Annotated in this window: 17 protein-coding genes and 1 pseudogene; 9 read left to right on the top strand and 9 right to left on the bottom strand. The window is 63.3% G+C overall.

Going from position 1 to position 16,094, the window contains the following annotated elements; all coding sequences use genetic code 11:
* Positions 1 to 130 precede the first annotated feature (130 nt).
* Positions 131 to 898 (top strand): RlmE family RNA methyltransferase, encoded by a 768-nt coding sequence (locus AUC68_RS12525; protein WP_069437957.1) that lies wholly within the window; start codon positions 131 to 133, stop codon positions 896 to 898.
* Here AUC68_RS12525 and AUC68_RS12530 read toward each other — a convergent pair.
* Complete coding sequence (locus AUC68_RS12530) at positions 885 to 1,667, bottom strand: hypothetical protein (protein ID WP_069437958.1); 783 nt, start codon at positions 1,665 to 1,667, stop codon at positions 885 to 887. The two genes, AUC68_RS12525 and AUC68_RS12530, sit on opposite strands and share 14 nt — an antisense overlap.
* 275 nt (positions 1,668 to 1,942) lie before the next feature.
* Between AUC68_RS12530 and AUC68_RS12535 the strand changes: the two genes are divergently transcribed.
* Together AUC68_RS12535 and AUC68_RS12540 are read left to right on the top strand one after the other, a co-directional pair.
* Positions 1,943 to 2,995 carry a methyltransferase domain-containing protein gene (locus tag AUC68_RS12535; RefSeq protein WP_069437959.1) on the top strand — a complete coding sequence of 351 codons (1,053 nt, stop codon included), beginning with the start codon at positions 1,943 to 1,945 and terminating at the stop codon, positions 2,993 to 2,995.
* 17 nt (positions 2,996 to 3,012) lie between these two features.
* Positions 3,013 to 3,696, top strand: a complete 684-nt coding sequence (locus tag AUC68_RS12540; RefSeq protein ID WP_069437960.1) for an MIP/aquaporin family protein — start codon at positions 3,013 to 3,015, stop codon at positions 3,694 to 3,696.
* On the opposite strand, the gene AUC68_RS12545 is transcribed toward AUC68_RS12540, so the two are convergent.
* From AUC68_RS12545 to AUC68_RS12555, 3 genes are read right to left on the bottom strand one after another with little or no spacing between them, the layout of a single operon-like run.
* Positions 3,693 to 4,124, bottom strand: a complete 432-nt coding sequence (locus AUC68_RS12545; protein WP_083240717.1) for a TerB family tellurite resistance protein — start codon at positions 4,122 to 4,124, stop codon at positions 3,693 to 3,695. The two genes, AUC68_RS12540 and AUC68_RS12545, sit on opposite strands and share 4 nt — an antisense overlap.
* Positions 4,125 to 4,148: 24 nt before the next feature.
* Positions 4,149 to 4,763 (bottom strand): pyridoxamine 5'-phosphate oxidase family protein, encoded by a 615-nt coding sequence (locus tag AUC68_RS12550; RefSeq protein ID WP_244500517.1) that lies wholly within the window; start codon positions 4,761 to 4,763, stop codon positions 4,149 to 4,151.
* Between the two features lie 32 nt (positions 4,764 to 4,795).
* Positions 4,796 to 5,398: a glutathione S-transferase family protein gene (locus tag AUC68_RS12555; protein ID WP_069437963.1), complete on the bottom strand. Its 603-nt coding sequence runs from the start codon at positions 5,396 to 5,398 to the stop codon at positions 4,796 to 4,798.
* 111 nt (positions 5,399 to 5,509) lie between these two features.
* On the opposite strand from AUC68_RS12555, the gene AUC68_RS12560 reads away from it, so the two are divergent.
* Together AUC68_RS12560 and guaB are read left to right on the top strand one after the other, a co-directional pair.
* Positions 5,510 to 6,445 carry a LysR family transcriptional regulator gene (locus tag AUC68_RS12560; protein ID WP_069437964.1) on the top strand — a complete coding sequence of 312 codons (936 nt, stop codon included), beginning with the start codon at positions 5,510 to 5,512 and terminating at the stop codon, positions 6,443 to 6,445.
* A 178-nt stretch (positions 6,446 to 6,623) separates the two neighbouring features.
* A complete protein-coding gene (gene guaB, locus AUC68_RS12565) occupies positions 6,624 to 8,072 on the top strand; it encodes an IMP dehydrogenase (RefSeq protein ID WP_069438175.1) in 1,449 nt (482 codons plus the stop codon).
* A 7-nt stretch (positions 8,073 to 8,079) separates the two neighbouring features.
* Here guaB and map read toward each other — a convergent pair whose 3' ends face one another.
* The 3 genes and pseudogenes from map to AUC68_RS12580 all read right to left on the bottom strand — a co-directional run bounded on the left by map (position 8,080) and on the right by AUC68_RS12580 (position 10,052).
* Positions 8,080 to 8,859, bottom strand: coding sequence for a type I methionyl aminopeptidase (map, locus tag AUC68_RS12570; RefSeq protein WP_069437965.1), 780 nt, complete (start codon positions 8,857 to 8,859; stop codon positions 8,080 to 8,082).
* A 1-nt stretch (position 8,860) separates the two neighbouring features.
* Positions 8,861 to 9,066: pseudogene (locus AUC68_RS12575) on the bottom strand (ParD-like family protein).
* A 107-nt stretch (positions 9,067 to 9,173) separates the two neighbouring features.
* Positions 9,174 to 10,052, bottom strand: a complete 879-nt coding sequence (locus tag AUC68_RS12580) for a tetratricopeptide repeat protein (protein ID WP_069437966.1) — start codon at positions 10,050 to 10,052, stop codon at positions 9,174 to 9,176.
* Positions 10,053 to 10,298: 246 nt separating this feature from the next.
* On the opposite strand from AUC68_RS12580, the gene AUC68_RS12585 reads away from it, so the two are divergent.
* Complete coding sequence (locus tag AUC68_RS12585; RefSeq protein ID WP_069438176.1) at positions 10,299 to 10,727, top strand: MAPEG family protein; 429 nt, start codon at positions 10,299 to 10,301, stop codon at positions 10,725 to 10,727.
* Positions 10,727 to 12,022, top strand: coding sequence for an RsmB/NOP family class I SAM-dependent RNA methyltransferase (locus tag AUC68_RS12590; protein ID WP_069437967.1), 1,296 nt, complete (start codon positions 10,727 to 10,729; stop codon positions 12,020 to 12,022). Before AUC68_RS12585 ends, AUC68_RS12590 begins: the two co-directional genes overlap by 1 nt.
* 42 nt (positions 12,023 to 12,064) lie before the next feature.
* On the opposite strand, the gene AUC68_RS12595 is transcribed toward AUC68_RS12590, so the two are convergent.
* A complete protein-coding gene (locus tag AUC68_RS12595) occupies positions 12,065 to 13,105 on the bottom strand; it encodes a methyltransferase (RefSeq protein WP_069437968.1) in 1,041 nt (346 codons plus the stop codon).
* Positions 13,106 to 13,300: 195 nt separating this feature from the next.
* Here AUC68_RS12595 and guaA point away from each other — a divergent pair, with 195 nt between their 5' ends.
* Together guaA and AUC68_RS16535 are read left to right on the top strand one after the other, a co-directional pair.
* Entirely contained in the window at positions 13,301 to 14,887 is a 1,587-nt protein-coding gene (gene guaA, locus AUC68_RS12600) for a glutamine-hydrolyzing GMP synthase (protein WP_069437969.1), read from the top strand.
* 134 nt (positions 14,888 to 15,021) lie between these two features.
* Positions 15,022 to 15,741: a class I SAM-dependent methyltransferase gene (locus AUC68_RS16535; protein ID WP_141701270.1), complete on the top strand. Its 720-nt coding sequence runs from the start codon at positions 15,022 to 15,024 to the stop codon at positions 15,739 to 15,741.
* 115 nt (positions 15,742 to 15,856) lie between these two features.
* On the opposite strand, the gene AUC68_RS12610 is transcribed toward AUC68_RS16535, so the two are convergent.
* Positions 15,857 to 16,039 carry a hypothetical protein gene (locus tag AUC68_RS12610; RefSeq protein WP_069437971.1) on the bottom strand — a complete coding sequence of 61 codons (183 nt, stop codon included), beginning with the start codon at positions 16,037 to 16,039 and terminating at the stop codon, positions 15,857 to 15,859.
* Positions 16,040 to 16,094 lie beyond the last annotated feature (55 nt).

Genomic DNA, 16,094 nt, shown 5'->3' on the forward strand with positions numbered 1-16,094 from the left:
GGTGCTAAAAGAGTGGTGAGCACGACATGCGCTCCCGGCCTCTTCCGGTCAAGTGCGCGCGGGTCACGGGTGTGCGGCGATTGGGCGAGACGGTCCGGTAGACCGAAACAGCGGCGATAAGACGGGCGATATGGCAAGAGGCGGGAAAAGCGGTCCGAGGGGCAGTGCGGGCCGGCGCGGTCTGACGGTGCGCGTCAAGACCGCGAAGGGGCGGAAGCTCGCCTCCACGCGCTGGCTGCAGCGGCAGTTGAACGACCCCTATGTGGAGGAGGCCAAGCGCCAGGGCTATCGCAGCCGGGCGGCCTTCAAGCTTCTGGAAATGGACGACAAGCACCATTTGCTGAAGCCGGGCGGCGTGGTGGTCGATCTGGGCGCGGCGCCGGGCGGCTGGAGCCAGGTGGCGGTCGCGCGCGTGAAGGCGGACGTGGGCGAAGGCGAAGCGAGCGGCGGCAAGGACGGCAAGGAGGGCCCTAGAGGCCGCGTCATCGCCGCCGATCTCAACGAGATCGAGCCGGTTCCGGGCGCGGCGTTCATGCAGCTGGACGTGACCGACGCGGAGGCCGGCGAGACGATCCGCGCCGCGCTCGGCAGCGCGCGTGTGGACGTGGTGCTGTCGGACATGGCCGCGTCGTCCACCGGGCACCGCCAGACGGACCATCTGCGCGTGATCGCCCTGGCCGAGGCCGCGCTCGACATCGCCGAGGACGTGCTGAAGCCGGGCGGCGCCTATCTCGCCAAGGTGTTGCAGGGCGGGGCGAGCGGCGATCTGCTCAACCGGCTGCGCAAGAACTTCGCCAAGGTCGCCCATGTGAAGCCCAAGGCCAGCCGGCAGGATTCGTCCGAAGTCTACGTGCTCGCGAAAGGCTATCGCGGGGAGGCGCCCACTAAGGCTTTTTGAACTTCGCTATTGGCTCAGAGGCCGAATACTGAGCAAATAGCTCCTCTCCACCGGTTTCACGCACGAGATAACTGTCACCTAAGGCCTCGGCGTAGTCACCCCAGGCAGCGCCAATCGCGTTCACGAAATCTGAGAAATCTTCGCTCCCTACATTATATATCGGAGTCCAGAGTGTGTACGCGATACCGTCCCCGCGGTCATGATAGACGTTTGGTGTGAAGTAGACGACGCAGTCAGTATGGCAAGGCGATAGTTGTGGGAATGCTTTGCAGATGATGGCCATCATCTGCCGCGGATCAAATCCAAGATTTCGATCGTTGGCTAGTAGCACTAGGCCCTCGGCATTCTGTTTATCCAGGATCTGCTTCGTCGAGCCAATTTGCTTATTTGCCTTCTTGATGGCGTCGACGATTGATCGTGCGCGGATCGAGGCCAAGCGTCGAGCCACGCGGTCAGGTACGGGTTTTCCTCGAAGGATGCAGTCGAGGAGCGCATCGCCGCTGTATCCAAAGTGCTTGAAGCATGCGACGACTCTTTTGGCTTGGGACGTCGCATCTGCCGAATCAGTCTCAAGACACTTGAGTTCGGCAATGACATGGTCTTGAGGGAAGTAGAAGTCAGCGTTGAGTGCTCCTTCGGGAATTGGCACGCCCACGTCTGTGACCTTGGTCCCCTGTCTGAATGTCCCGACAAAATCTGTGAACTGCGCCTCAATGTCGATGAAGCTTGGTTGCCAACCTTCCTTGTCATTGTCAGCAGGTATTACCATGGTCGATTATACGTTCTCTTGGCGTAGCGGTCGGCGACCTCTCTAGCCCGTACACTTGGTAATCCTAGCGGCTATAGACAAGCGTCCAAACACCTCGGTTCAGTCGCAATCAGATGCTCAGTCCTAGTGTTGCAGAGGGGACGGCGGCACTTTCTCCATGGTCTGTTCACGCGACTGTGCAGTCGCGTGTGCTGCCGCGCGTGTCCGAGTCTTGATAGGGTGCCACCATTGGACCGGCCTGGAATGGGACGGGCAGGGGATTCCGGAGCGATGCCATGAATGTCGAGGTGGTGAAGGACTATTACGGCAAGGTTCTGAAAGGCTCGGGCGATCTGCAGACCAGCGCCTGTTGCGATGGCGCCGAGATGCCGGGCTATCTCGCGTCCCTGATCGCCAACGTCCATGAGGAGGTGGTCGCGCGCTATTACGGCTGCGGGCTGTGCATCCCGACCGCGCTCCAGGATTGCAACGTGCTGGACCTGGGCTCGGGTGCCGGGCGCGACGTCTACATCCTGTCGCAGCTCGTCGGCGAGAACGGATCGGTCGCGGGCGTCGACATGACCGCGGAGCAGCTCGCCACCGCCGAAGCGCACAAGGATTGGCATACGCAGAAATTCGGCTACGCCAAGTCCAACGTGCGCTTTCTGGAAGGCTATCTGGAAAAGCTCGACGCGCTCGATCTCGAACCCGGCGGCTTCGACGTGATCGTGTCGAACTGCGTCATCAATCTCTGCACGGACAAGCCGGCGGTGCTGCGCGGCGCCTACAATCTCCTGCGCCAAGGCGGCGAACTCTATTTCGCCGACGTCTATTGCGATCGGCGGCTCCCCGATGACGTGCGTGCCGATCCGCTGCTCTATGGCGAGTGCCTGGGCGGCGCGCTCTACTGGAACGACTTCCTGCCCATGGCGAAGGAGGCCGGCTTCCTGGATCCGCGCCTTGTCAGCAGCCAGCCCATCGAAATCGAGAACCCGGAGATGGCAGAGAAGCTCGGCAATGCGCGCTTCTTCTCCGCCACGTACCGCCTGTTCAAACTCGACGATCTGGAGCCGGCTTGCGAGGACTACGGCCAGGCGGTGATCTATCGCGGCGGCATCGCCGAACAGCCGGAGACGTTCGTCCTCGACGACCACCACAGGATCGAGCGCGGCCGGGTCTTTCCGGTGTGCGGCAATGTCTGGCGCATGCTTGCCGGTACGCGCTTTGCGCCTTATTTCGACTTCGTCGGTGACTTTTCCAGACATTTCGGTATCTTCCCGGGCTGCGGAACGCCGTCGCCATTCGAGCAAACGGACAACGCGGGGAACGGATCAGTCAGCTGCTGCTAGCGCGGCAAACCGGGGGGATGATGACGTTCGATCTCACGCGGCGGCTCGGCGCCGAGGCCTTAGGCACGTTCTTTCTCGTGATGGCGGTCGTCGGGTCGGGCATCATGGCGGAGACCCTCGCGGGCGGGAACGTCGCGCTGGCCCTGCTCTGCAATACCGTGGCGACGGGCGCGGTCCTGTTCGTGATCATCACGATCTTCATCCAGGTGTCGGGGGCGCATTTCAACCCGGCCGTGAGCATGGCGATGCTCTTGCGCGGGTCGCTGCCGGCGGGGGAAGTCCTGCCCTATGTCGTGGTCCAAATCGCCGGGGGGTGTTTGGGGGCCGTCGCGGCCCATCTGATGTTCGGTCTCGATCCGGTCCAGATCAGTCAGCACGCCCGGACCGGATTTGGACAATGGCTCGGCGAGTTCATCGCGACGTTCGGGCTTGTCGGCACGATTCTCGGCTGCGTCCGCTTCAATGTCGCCGCGATCCCGGCGGCGGTTGGCCTCTATATTTCCAGCGCGTACTGGTTCACCTCGTCCACGTCCTTCGCCAACCCGGCCGTGACGATCGCCCGTGCCGTCACCGACACCTTCTCCGGCATCGCACCGGCCCACGTGCCGGCTTTTCTGGTGGCGCAGCTCGTGGGTTCGGCCGCCGCCGTGCTCCTGTTCGGCTGGCTCCTCCGGCCGGGCTCGGAGACTGAAAAAAACTAGGCCTCTTTCGTCCGGGCGAGGATCGCGTCCAACGCGGACGGCGAAAGCCGGAGTGCGAGCGCTAGGCGGTCGAGCGTGTTCTGTTCGGCGTCCGAGATGTGGCCGTTGACGAGGAGGGTCCGGTAGGCCCCTTCCATGATGGCGGCCTTGGTGTCCGGGGTGAGGCCGCCCGCAACCTCGGACAGTTCCTCGATCACGTCTTTTCGCGCATAGATCTGCACCGCGGAAACGACGCCGCTCACATCCACCGGCCGGCCCGTCAGCTCCTCGTACACGCGCTGGATGAGATCCACCTCCCGGGCATCGAGCCGCTGGTCGGCCGCCGCCATGGCCGCCATGGTCTTGAGAACCCAATCCGCCTCGATCGTTGTCGCCATCGTGAGCCGCTCCACCACGCACTGCACACCCAGGCTGGGAGTGTGACCCATGATTTTTGCATTTCTAGGGTCGGATCAAGGGCGATCGGGGGTGGCAACAGGAGCTTCGGCAAGTTGGTTGCGCAGCCGCGCGTTCTCCGCTTCCAGCGCGGCGAGGCTATCGGTAAGCGCCTCGACGTCCTCGGCGAACACCATCGTCGGAATGTGCTGCGGACAGTTGGTGTCCCAGGACTCGACAGAGAAGACGATGGCCGCCTCCGCGCGCGCCGCATAGCGCTCGGGCATCAGCGTTCGGGTGAGCGCGGCGTCGTCTTCGATGACGCGCGCGGTGCCCCAGATCTTCACCCGGTGCCGCGTGCGGTAATCCATGATGAAGATCATCGCCTTCGGGTTCTCGTCCAGATTGCCGGTCGAGATGTACTGACGGTTTCCCGCGAAATCGGCGAAGGCGAGCGTTCGCTGGTCGAGGACGTGCAGGAAGCCCGGAGGCCCCCCGCGATGCTGGATGTAGGGCTGGCCGTTGCTGCTGGCCGTCGCCAGATAGAACGACCGCGCGGTCCCGACGAACGCCGCAAACCCCGCGTCGATCGCGGTTCGCGCGGTGCCTTTGACCGCCTTGCGCGCATAGGCATCGCGCGAGCCCCGGCGGGTCTGCGCGGCCCTGACCGAAGGCGTGAAGGCGATGTCCATCCAGGAGGCCATGGTGGTGCCCTTGACCGGACCTAGAGCGCGGGCATGGAGATGAAGCCGGGAAGAGCCTTGATCCGGCCGACCCAGGCGCGGATCGCGGGGTAGGCCTCCAGCGTGACGCCGCCTTCATGGCCGAGCGCCACATAGGGCATGCAGGCAATGTCGGCGATGGTCGGGCGGTCCAACGCCAGCCATTCGTTGTCGGTGAGCTGGGTTTCAATCAGGCCCAGGATGCGTGCCGCCTTTTCGCGCGCGTTCTCCACGTCGATGGGGAACCCGAACTTGTCGTGGAGGCGGGCGTCGCCGGGTCCGCGCGCAATCTCGTTCTCCGCCACCATCAGCCAATTGACGACGCTCGCCATGCCGGCCGGGTCGGTGGGGAGCCAGGACTCGCCCCCATATTTGCGGGCGAGATAGACGAGGATCGCCTGCGAATCCCGCAGGACGTTGCCGTCGTCCTCGAGCACCGGAACCTGGCCGAACGGGTTCAGGTCGATGAACGGACTCTCCTTGTGGGCGCCGGCCATCAGATCGACGGGCGCGATCTCGAGATCGAGTCCGAGCAGGGCGCAAAAGAGCCGGACTTTGTAGCAATTCCCCGAGAGTTCCATGTCGTGCAGCGTGCGAGCGGTCATTGGGCGGTTCCTCCGTGCCTCCTGCCTGTGTCGCCCTCCATATGGCTTATTCCAATTGATTGCGGTATGGGTCAATTGATGGAGATATCTTTCCAAATATTGGAAGAATAGATGGACCGCCTCGCCGCCATTCGGGTCTTTGCGGCCATCGCCGATGCGGGCTCGCTGTCGGCCGCGGGCGAACGGCTCGGCATGCCGCTGACGACGGTCAGCCGACACCTCAAAGCCTTGGAAGAGGCGCTCAAGACGCGTCTTCTGACCCGGACCACGCGGCGCCTGGCCTTGACCGAACCCGGCCGGACCTATTTGGAAACCTGCCGCCGGGTGCTCGACGATCTCGACATGGCCGAGCGTCATTTGGCGGGCGAGAAGGCGGAACCGCATGGGCAGCTTGCGCTGACCGCACCCAGTCTCTTCGGCCGGTTGCATGTGCGGCCCGTGGTGAACGCCTATCTGGACGCATACCCGCAAGTGAGCGTGCGGATGCTGCTGGTGAACCGGGTGGTCAATCTCGTGGAGGAGGGCCTCGATCTCGGCATCCGCATCGGCCATCTCCCGGATTCGGCCATGCGCGCCACTACGCTGGGCACGGTCCGGCTGATCTGCTGTGCGAGCCCCGCCTATCTGGAGACTGCCGGTGTGCCGCCCGAGCCAAGGGCACTTCTTGAGCACTCCTGCATTACCTTCACCTCGTTCTCGCAGCCCGACCGGTGGGGGTTTCCCGGCGCCGCCACGCGGGAGAAGGGTCATGCGGGACACGAGAAACGGCGGGCCCAGAACGTTCCGGTTCGCCCGCGCCTGATCGTCAATACCGCAGAGGCAGCCATCGACGCCGCGAAGGCCGGGCTCGGGATCGTGCGCGTCCTGTCCTATCAGGCGCAGGAGGCCCTCAAGGACGGGTCGATGCGCCGCATCCTGGAGGCGTACGAGCCGGAGCCGATCCCGGTCAGTCTGGTCCACCGGGAGGACCGCCTGCCGCAGGCAAAAGTGCAAAGCTTTGTGGAACTTGCGGTGCCACTGCTGCGGAAGGCGCTCAGGGCGATATGAAGTCTGAGGGTAACGCCGCGCCATGGCTTTCCAAGGAGCGGGCAAGCTGATATGGAACGCCGTCAACCGGCCCCGCGTTCGGCTACTCCGCCGGCGCGGGCATTTCACATTCATAAGAGGTTGGCCTATGCCCGACGGGCAGTCTTCTCACGAAAATTCCCGTTTTCCCGACAGCGCCATGGCGCTGACATTCGATGACGTGCTGATCCGTCCGGGTCCATCGGACGTGCTCCCGAACGAGGTGCAGGTCTCCTCGAAAGTCACGAAATCCATTTCGGTGAACATTCCGATCCTCTCCTCCGCGATGGACACGGTCACCGAATCCCGGCTCGCCATCGCCATGGCCCAGGCAGGGGGTATCGGCGTCATTCACCGCAACATGGACGCCGAGCTGCAGGCCGCCGAGGTCGCGCAGGTGAAGAAGTTCGAATCCGGCATGGTGGTCAATCCCGTCACGACCAACCCCGAGGCGCGCCTGGCGGATGCCCTGAACCTGATGGCGCACTACAGCATCTCCGGCATCCCCGTGGTCGAGCCCGGATCGGGACGTCTCGTCGGTATCGTCACCAACCGCGACGTGCGCTTTGCCACCAATGAGGCCCAGCCCGTGTCCGAGCTGATGACCAAGGATCTGGTCACGGTGACGGACAACGTGGATATGGAGGAGGCGAAGCGGCTTCTCCACCAGCATCGCATCGAGAAATTGCTCGTTGTCGACGACGAGCATCGCTGCATCGGCCTGATCACGGTGAAGGACATCGAGAAGGCCCGCGCGCACCCGAACGCCTGCAAGGACGATCAGGGACGCTTGCGCGTGGCGGCCGCGACCAGCGTGGGGGATTCCGGCTTCGAGCGCGCCGAGCAGTTGATCGATGCGGGCGTCGACCTCATCGTGGTGGACACGGCCCATGGCCATTCGCGGCTCGTCCTGGATCAGGTTGGCCGCATCAAGCGCAGGTCGAATGCGGTGCAGGTCGTGGCGGGTAACGTCGCAACGGCCGAAGGCACCAAGGCGCTGATCGATGCGGGGCCGGATGCGATCAAGGTCGGCATCGGTCCGGGTTCGATCTGCACCACCCGCATTGTCGCGGGCGTAGGCGTGCCGCAATTCAGCGCCCTGCTGGAATCGGTCGAGGAGGCCAACAAGGCCGGCGTGCCGGTGATCTCCGACGGCGGCATCCGTTATTCGGGCGATCTCGCCAAGGCGCTGGCCGCCGGCGCCGACTGCGTCATGCTCGGCTCGCTGCTGGCGGGGACCGACGAAAGCCCGGGCGAGGTGTTCCTCTACCAGGGGCGATCCTACAAGTCCTATCGCGGCATGGGCTCGATCAGCGCCATGGCCCGCGGCTCTGCTGACCGCTATTTCCAGCAGGAGATCAAGGACACGCTGAAGCTGGTGCCCGAGGGCATCGAGGGGCAGGTGCCTTACAAAGGGCCGGCCGGCAGCGTGTTGCACCAGCTCATCGGGGCTTTGCGCGCCTCCATGGGCTATACGGGCTCGCGCACGATCGCGGACTTCCAGGCGCGGACCCAGTTCATCCGCATCTCGACGGCGAGCTTCCGCGAAAGCCACGTCCATGACGTGACGATCACGCGGGAATCGCCCAACTATCCGCGCGAGAACTAGGCTTCCGTCAGAAGCCACGCTTGAGCATCGGCGTTTCGTCGCGGCGCAAGGTCAGCACCTCGAAGCCGGTCTTCGTGACAGCGACCGTATGCTCGAATTGTGCGGAGAGCTTCCGGTCGCCGGTCACGACCATCCATCCGTCGCTTCCGGTCGCCACCTTGCGGGTCCCTTGATTCACCATTGGCTCGATGGTGAAGACCATGCCCTCGCGCAGCCTCAGGCCCGTTCCCGGCCGTCCGAAATTCAGCACTTGCGGTTCCTCGTGCATGGCCCGTCCAATGCCGTGCCCGCAATATTCGCGCACGACCGAGTAGCCGCTCCGTTTGGCATGCCGTTCGATCGCGAAGCCGATGTCTCCGAGATAGGCGCCAGGCCGGACCTGGCCAATGCCTTGCCACATCGCCCCTTGCGCAACGCGTACGAGCCGCCGCGCCGCAGGCGATGCATTGCCGACCAGGTAGGTCTTGCTCGAATCCGCGATGAAGCCGTTCTTTTCGAGTGTGATGTCGAGATTGACGATGTCGCCGTCGCGGATGATCTCGCTTGAGTCGGGTACGCCGTGGCAGACCACATGATTGATCGAGCAGTTCAGGACATGTTTGAAACCGTATTGCCCCTTGCTCGCCGGCCGGGCGGCAAGGTCCACGGTGATGAAGGTCTCGACTAGATCGTTGACCTGTAACGTCGACATGCCGGCGAGGTCGAGCCGGTCCAGCATCTCGAACACGGACGCCAGCAACCTCCCCGAGACGCGCATGAGCGCCACTTCGTCCGGCGTCTTCACCATGTCAGGCGGCTGCGACCTCCGCGGGACGCACTTGCGCCGCCTCGAACTGCATCTTCATGATGTCGTTGAAGGACAGGGCCGGATTGGCCTCGGCAAGCATGCCGATCTTCATCCAGAATTCGGCCTGCGCATTGATGGACCGGCACATGACCGTGCTGGCCCGGCGGATTTCCTCGTGCAGGCGTCGTCGATCTTCACAATGCCCATGGACGTCTCCCATAACCGATGAATATACGAACCATATACGATTCGTATATCTCAATCAATCGGTGTCGGGAGACGTTGCGGACCTGTCCAGACCGCTCCGTTACGCGCTATTTGACGCCGAGCGCGCGGACCTGTTCGAAAATGCCCGGCTCGAGCTTCTCAGCCATTCGGAGGTCGGCACTGCCGTCGGTGGGATCCCCGGAGCGGCTTTTCACGACGCCGCGGCCGACCAGGGCCAATGCGTTGTTGCCCTGAATCTTCAGCGCCGTATCGAAATCGGGACCGGCCTTGTCGAGGTCGTCCTGCAAGACATAGACCCAGCCGCGGTCGACATAGCCCTTCGCAGTCTCCGGATCGAGCTCGATGACCTTGGTGTAGTCGGCAACCGAATTGTCGTACTCCTTGCGCTTCCGATAAAGCTCCCCGCGGCTCGCGTAGCCGTTGATCGCTTTCGGATCCAACGCGACTTTCTTGTTCAGGTCGTCGAGCGCGGCGTCGTACTCATTCTTGTGGCTGTAGACGAGACCGCGCAGGAGGTAATAGTCCGCGTCGTCGTCCTTCAATTCGATGGCCGTATCCAGGTCGGCAACCGCCTTGTCGTAGTCCTTCTTGGCATCGTAGGCGGCCGCGCGCATGAAGTAGCTGTTGGCGCGCTTCGGATCGATATCGACCGCGGCGTTGATCTCGACCATGGCGGCGTCGATATCGCCGGTGGCCGACAAGCCCATGGCCCGCACGCTGTGGGCGCGGATGAGGAGCTTCTTGTCGTCGTTGCCGTTGTCGATGAAGGCCTGACAGGCGTCCAGCACCTCCTTGATGCTCAACTTTCCGTCGAAGCAGGGGTCAGAGGCCGCGTCGTCCATCGCGGCGGCAGGGCTCGCGACAGGGGCCGCGATGAGGGCCGTGGCCAGCAGCCCGGCCGAGAGCGCGGCGCTCACGGACAACGCGGCGCTTGCCGAAAAATTACGAAAAGCGCGGATGCGCATGGAAATCCTCCTTAGGAACGCTTTGAACTTTGCTGTTTTGCGTAGGTTTAAAAGGGGCGGAGCTGTCCCGTCAATTGAACATCCCTCCATGTTTCGAGGACATTCTGGTATGGATCGGGGTCGGGGCGGAAATTCGAGACGTTGGACGAACGTCGTCTCTACAAGGTTAGGCGCCGCGGAGTATAAAGGCGCAAAGCGCGCGCAATGCCGATGCTGCCGCGCATCGCACCCCACAAAGGATACCGCATGTCGTTCGGAGCCATCCTACTGCCTATGTTTCTGCAGGTCGCGCTGACCTTTGCCCTGCTGTTCTGGATGATCATTCTGAGGCTCCGGGCCGTCCGGAAAGGCGAGGTCCAACTCGAGGCCGCCGCCACGCGCCAGGCGGACTGGCCGCCTTATGTGCAGCAGGTGAGCAACGCCTTTCACAACGCCATGGAGATGCCCACGCTGTTCTACGTCGTCGTGCTACTCGGCTTCATGACCAAGACCCTCGATACGACCGTCTACGTGCTGATGTGGATGTTCACGCTCTCCCGGATCGGCCATACCGCCATCCACGTGACGAGCAACAAGCTCGCGCATCGCACGCCCATGTTTCTGCTGGGCGCGATCGCGCTGGCGCTGATGTGGATCCTCGTGGGCGGCCGGATCATCGTGTTCCAGACGCTGTAATGACACCGGCAGGGCGGGCCAGCGCGGCTATCGAGGTGTTGACGGATCTGGCGGCGCGCAAGCGGCCGGCCGCCGAGGCGCTGAAGGATTGGGGGCTTGGCCACCGCTTCGCGGGATCGGGCGATCGGGCGGCGATCGGCAGCCTCGTCTACGATTGTCTGCGGCAGCGCGCCTCGTCTGCTTTCGCCATGGAGGACGACAGCCCGCGCGCACTGGTGCTGCGGGCGCTCGTGAGCGCCTGGGGCATGACCCCCGAGAGCATGGGCACGCTTTGCGACGGAAGCCGGTTCGCCCCCGAGCCGTTGAGCGATGCCGAGCAGGCGGGACTGACGCGGGTGCTCCCGCCGGACGCCCCATCCTGGGTTCGGGGCGATTACCCGCAATGGCTGGAGGCGGCGTTCGCGGGCATCTTCGGCGCGGCGGCGGCCGAGGAGGGCGCGGCGCTGTCGCTCCGCGCACCGGTCGATCTGCGGGTGAACACGCTCAAAGCAAAGCGCGACAAGGTCTTGAAAGCACTCGCGCGTTCGAACCCCAGCCCACCGGCCTACGCGGCGCCGGGCCTGCGCATCGCCCCCCGGCAGGGCCCCGCCCGCACGCCGAACGTGGAGGCGGACGCCGCCCATGGGAAGGGCTGGATCGAGGTGCAGGACGAGGGCTCTCAGATCGCCGCGCTCATGTCGGGGGCGGGCCCTCGGCAGCAGGTCATCGACCTTTGCGCCGGCGCGGGCGGTAAGACCTTGGCGCTGGCGGCTGCGATGGAGAACACCGGTCAGCTCTACGCCTATGACGCCAACCGCGTGCGCCTGCGTCCGATTTTCGAGCGGCTGCGGCGCGCGGGCGCGCGAAACGTCCAGGTGCTGGAGGCCGGGCAAGAGGACGGGCTCAAGCCGCTCCGGGACCGGATGGATCGCGTGGTCATCGATGCCCCCTGTACGGGGTCGGGAACCTGGCGGCGGCGTCCGGACGCCAAATGGCGTTTGAGCCCGGACATGCTGGCCGCGCGCGTGGCGGACCAGGCGGCGGTGCTCGATGCCGGCGCGGCGCTCGTGAAGCCGGGCGGCAGCCTCACCTACATCACCTGCTCGGTGCTGCCGCCCGAGAACCGGGAGCAGGTCGACGGGTTCCTCTCCCGGCACCCGGACTTCGCCGTGAAGCCCTGGCGCGAGGCCTGGGACGCCGCGATCGATGCAGAGGCGCCGCCGTCCGCGGACGGGTCCGACGAGACGCTGCTGATGACGCCGCGCAGCCACGGCACGGACGGATTCTTCGTCGCGAGTCTCGAACGCCGGGCCTGATCCGCGACGCGGGTTTCGCGAGTCCTTTGAATCGGTTGGCCGCTAGCCTTGCGTTTCCGAATCAAGGCGCCGCGCCTCGATGGCCGTCATGCCGTCTGCTGTCGTGCGGTCTCCGGTGATCTCGAACCCGGCGTTCGCGAGCAAGGTTTCCATCTCCATCCGGGTGCGCGCCTTGCCGCCCGTGATCGCCAGCATATGCAGGTCCAGCATGATCGCGTCCGGGTCGTCGAGGGGCTCCGCCGCCATCAGCCGCTCATGGACGATGAGCCGCGCGGTTGGAGCCATGGCGGCGCGGCAGTTCCTCAGGATCGTCGCGGCTGCGTCGTCGTCACGCTGCTGGAGCACGCTCTTGAGGACATAGACATCCGCTTCGACGGGGACCTCCTCGAGGATATCGCCGGGGAGGAACTGGACCCGGTCGGCGAGCTCCAGGGCATCGAAGAGCCGCATGGCATCGTCCAGCACCGGCGGGGCGTCGTAGACGATGGCGTTCAGGGAGGGGTTGCCGTTCAGGACAGGTGCCAGCCAGGCGCCATAGCCGCCATAGAGGCTGGCGACGACGGCGCCGTCCGGCACCGCGCCCAGGGCTTCGGCGATCCCGCCCGGATTGGCGAGGTCCTCCTTGGCCACGTAGCGGAAGAAGAAGCGGCCTTCCTCGGATCTCGCCCCGCGCCAATCGGCGACGGATTTGTTGAGCGCGAAGGGGAGCGAGGGTTCGCCGGTGCGTAAGGAATACATCATCGACATCCACGGCATCCAGTACTGGCCCACGGTGACGAAGGATTTCTCGCTCAGGTTCGAGGGATTGCCAAAGGTGAGCGCGTTGGCGGCGGGCGTGAGGACAAAGCGCCCGTCCTCCCGTTCCTCGCAAAGCCCCATGGCGGCGAGGCCGCGTAGGAATCGGCGCAAGGGTTCGGGCTTCAGACCTAAGTCGGCGGCCAGCACCTCCGGCGTGCGGGGCTCGGCTTTCAACAGATCGGGCAGGCCCGCCGTGACCGCCGTGAAGAGCAGGGCCGCTTCGTGATAGGAGGCTAGTCTGTCCTTGAGCCGCTCCTCGATGGCCCGCTGCTCGTTCTCGTCCATGCGGCAATTCTCCTTGAGGGCGACTCGCGTTCCCTTGATAGGAGCAAAGCGACGCCTTTCCGAGCGGAAAACTCGGAAAGGGCCGCCTGAAACCCCTGTTCTCGATGAGACTCCTGCTATAACGAGCGGCCAAAGAGGCCCAGATCGCAAGGCCCAAACCAACACGCCCAAACGGCGGAACCGAACACGGCGCAGATGGATCAAAAGACCAACGACGAGACCGCTATCGACGCCGCCCCGGACCGGGTGCTGATCGTCGACTTCGGCAGCCAGGTGACCCAGCTCATCGCCCGGCGCGTGCGCGAAGCCGGCGTCTATTCGGAGATCGTCCCCTTCGACAAGGCGGAAGAGGCGCTGGCCGCGGCAAAGCCCAAAGCCATCATCCTGTCGGGCGGGCCGGCATCCGTGCACGAAAGCGGCACGCCCCGCGCGCCGGATACGCTCTTCACCGCCGGCGTGCCCGTGCTCGGCATTTGCTATGGCGAGCAGGCCATGGTGGCGGCGCTGGGCGGCCAGGTGGAAGCGGGGCACGAGCGCGAGTTCGGGCGCGCCGAGCTCGAGGTCGTCGGTGACACGGCGCTGTTCGACGGCGTGTTCGAAACGGGCGAGCGCGCGCAAGTCTGGATGAGCCATGGGGACCGGGTGACCAAGCTGCCGCCCGGTTTTCGAGCGGTGGGCGTCTCCACCGGCGCGCCCTTCGCCGCCATCGCCGACGACGCGCGCAAGCTCTACGGCGTGCAGTTCCACCCCGAGGTGGTGCACACGCCCAAGGGGGCCGCGATCATCGAGACCTTCGTGCGAAGAATAGGCGGCTGCTCCGGGACATGGAGCATGGCCCAGTTCCGCGAGGCCGAGGTGCAGCGCCTGCGCGAACAGGTGGGCACGGGCCGCGTCGTGTGCGGCCTATCGGGCGGCGTGGATTCGTCCGTGGCTGCGCTGCTCATCCACGAGGCCATCGGCGATCAGCTCACCTGCATCTTCGTGGACCACGGCCTGTTGCGCAAAGACGAGGGCAAACAGGTCGTCGAGCTGTTCCGCGGGCACTACAACATTCCGCTCGTCCATGTGGATGCGTCGGACCGGTTCTTGCGCGCGCTCGACGGCATCTCCGACCCGGAAGCCAAACGCAAGATCATCGGGCGGCTGTTCGTCGAGGTGTTCGAGGAGGAATCCGAGAAGCTCGAAGACGCGCAGTTCCTTGCCCAAGGCACGCTCTATCCGGACGTGATCGAAAGCGTCTCGGCGACGGGGGGACCTTCCGTCACCATCAAGTCGCACCACAATGTGGGCGGACTCCCTGAGACCATGAAACTGAAACTGGTCGAGCCCTTGCGCATGCTGTTCAAGGACGAGGTGAGGGCGCTCGGCCGCGAGCTCGGCCTGCCCGAGACCTTCGTGGGGCGCCATCCCTTTCCGGGGCCGGGGCTCGCCATCCGCATTCCCGGCGAGATCACGCATGAGAAGCTGGAGATTTTGCGCGCCGCCGACGCGATTTACCTCGAAGAGATCCGCAACGCGGGCCTCTACGACACGATCTGGCAGGCCTTCGCCGTGCTGCTGCCCGTGCGCACCGTGGGCGTCATGGGCGATGCGCGCACCTACGACTTCGTCTGCGCGCTGCGCGCCGTCACCTCCACCGATGGGATGACGGCGGACTATTTCGACTTCTCCCACGATTTTCTCGGCCGCACCGCCACGCGCATCATCAACGAGGTGCGCGGCATCAACCGCGTGGTCTACGACATCACCTCCAAGCCCCCCGGCACGATCGAGTGGGAGTAGATATTTATAACCTTGATTTAGCGTAAGTTTTTAGCTTCGCGCCACTTTCTCCAAGCAGTTAAACATTTGTGCAAAGTGCTTTGATTTATTGCGGGCATGCTCAAGCGTTCCTTGGCTCAAGGTAGGAAGAAGACATGACGTACAAATTGCCAGATTCTGCACGTGAATATGTTTTGTACCAACGAACAGAATTGCTTCCAAAGTGGAATGCAGGATGGCTAAAAATAAAACTTCTCCGCCTCGGCTTCATGAAAGATAACTATAGAGATTTTGTGAGGAGTGTCGCCGAGCAGGACGGTCATAATATCGATGAACAGTATTTCAGTATAATGAAGAATAAAGCTGACAGCATAGTTGAGTTTATACCAAATTCTGTATCATCTGTTCTTGATATTGGTTGTGGAATAGCGGCCCTAGATTTGTTCTTATTCGAAAGATTAAATATTCGCGACATCTTTTTGCTGGACAAAACGGATATGGAAAGCCAAATCTGGTACATGTTTGAGCAGAAGGGGGCCTTCTACAACTCACTTGACCTCGCGAAAGAGACGTTGACGATTAATGGTGTTGACCCGTCGATAGTTAAACTTATCGAAGCGCCTAGCAATGGCGAAATTCCCCTCGAAGAAAAAAGTATTGATCTCGTTTTATCTACTATATCTTGGGGATTTCATTATCCTGTCAGCACCTATATTGATAGTGTTGCTAAGATATTGAGCGATGACGGAGTTCTTATTATTGATGTGCGAAAAGGCACCGATGGCGTTGCGGAATTGCAAAATCACTTCAAGGTGAGCGTGATTGAGGAAATAGGGAAAATTCAAACTGTGAAATGCACCAAGGAGATTGCGTAGCGGCAGTTCGGCCGCTGGCGCTTCCGCCGTTTCCAGTAGGGTGAAGAACATGTGCGCGGTGTTGGCGATCAGCTGATTCGACGATGTTGAGTACGATGTCCGTTTGCTAATCCCCTCACCACTGCGCCATCTGATAGCCGGGCGTGGACTTCATGAGGGCGCGTTCGTCCTCGGTCATGACCTCTTCGATGTTTTCGAACAGCGGGGTCGAGAGATAGCGCTTGCCGCCGGCATCGACTTGGGGCGCATCATCGACAAGGTGTGCGGCGCGGGCGCGTCTGTCTACGACATCACTCAAAGCCCCCCGGCACGATCGCGTGGGCGTCATCCCTCTCTGCGGCGCGCATCACGGC

This window comes from Methyloceanibacter methanicus, from assembly GCF_001723285.1.
Taxonomy (GTDB): Bacteria; Pseudomonadota; Alphaproteobacteria; order Rhizobiales; family Methyloligellaceae; genus Methyloceanibacter; species Methyloceanibacter methanicus.

Excerpts from the sequence above, each read along its gene's own strand:
- AUC68_RS12525 (WP_069437957.1), top strand. The coding sequence starts at position 131 with ATGGCAAGAGGCGGGAAAAGCGGTCCGAGGGGCAGTGCGGGCCGGCGC.
- AUC68_RS12530 (WP_069437958.1), bottom strand. The coding sequence starts at position 1,667 with ATGGTAATACCTGCTGACAATGACAAGGAAGGTTGGCAACCAAGCTTC.
- AUC68_RS12535 (WP_069437959.1), top strand. The coding sequence starts at position 1,943 with ATGAATGTCGAGGTGGTGAAGGACTATTACGGCAAGGTTCTGAAAGGC.
- AUC68_RS12540 (WP_069437960.1), top strand. The coding sequence starts at position 3,013 with ATGATGACGTTCGATCTCACGCGGCGGCTCGGCGCCGAGGCCTTAGGC.
- AUC68_RS12545 (WP_083240717.1), bottom strand. The coding sequence starts at position 4,124 with ATGGGTCACACTCCCAGCCTGGGTGTGCAGTGCGTGGTGGAGCGGCTC.
- AUC68_RS12550 (WP_244500517.1), bottom strand. The coding sequence starts at position 4,763 with ATGGACATCGCCTTCACGCCTTCGGTCAGGGCCGCGCAGACCCGCCGG.
- AUC68_RS12555 (WP_069437963.1), bottom strand. The coding sequence starts at position 5,398 with ATGACCGCTCGCACGCTGCACGACATGGAACTCTCGGGGAATTGCTAC.
- AUC68_RS12560 (WP_069437964.1), top strand. The coding sequence starts at position 5,510 with ATGGACCGCCTCGCCGCCATTCGGGTCTTTGCGGCCATCGCCGATGCG.
- guaB (WP_069438175.1), top strand. The coding sequence starts at position 6,624 with ATGGCGCTGACATTCGATGACGTGCTGATCCGTCCGGGTCCATCGGAC.
- map (WP_069437965.1), bottom strand. The coding sequence starts at position 8,859 with ATGGTGAAGACGCCGGACGAAGTGGCGCTCATGCGCGTCTCGGGGAGG.
- AUC68_RS12580 (WP_069437966.1), bottom strand. The coding sequence starts at position 10,052 with ATGCGCATCCGCGCTTTTCGTAATTTTTCGGCAAGCGCCGCGTTGTCC.
- AUC68_RS12585 (WP_069438176.1), top strand. The coding sequence starts at position 10,299 with ATGTCGTTCGGAGCCATCCTACTGCCTATGTTTCTGCAGGTCGCGCTG.
- AUC68_RS12590 (WP_069437967.1), top strand. The coding sequence starts at position 10,727 with ATGACACCGGCAGGGCGGGCCAGCGCGGCTATCGAGGTGTTGACGGAT.
- AUC68_RS12595 (WP_069437968.1), bottom strand. The coding sequence starts at position 13,105 with ATGGACGAGAACGAGCAGCGGGCCATCGAGGAGCGGCTCAAGGACAGA.
- guaA (WP_069437969.1), top strand. The coding sequence starts at position 13,301 with ATGGATCAAAAGACCAACGACGAGACCGCTATCGACGCCGCCCCGGAC.
- AUC68_RS16535 (WP_141701270.1), top strand. The coding sequence starts at position 15,022 with ATGACGTACAAATTGCCAGATTCTGCACGTGAATATGTTTTGTACCAA.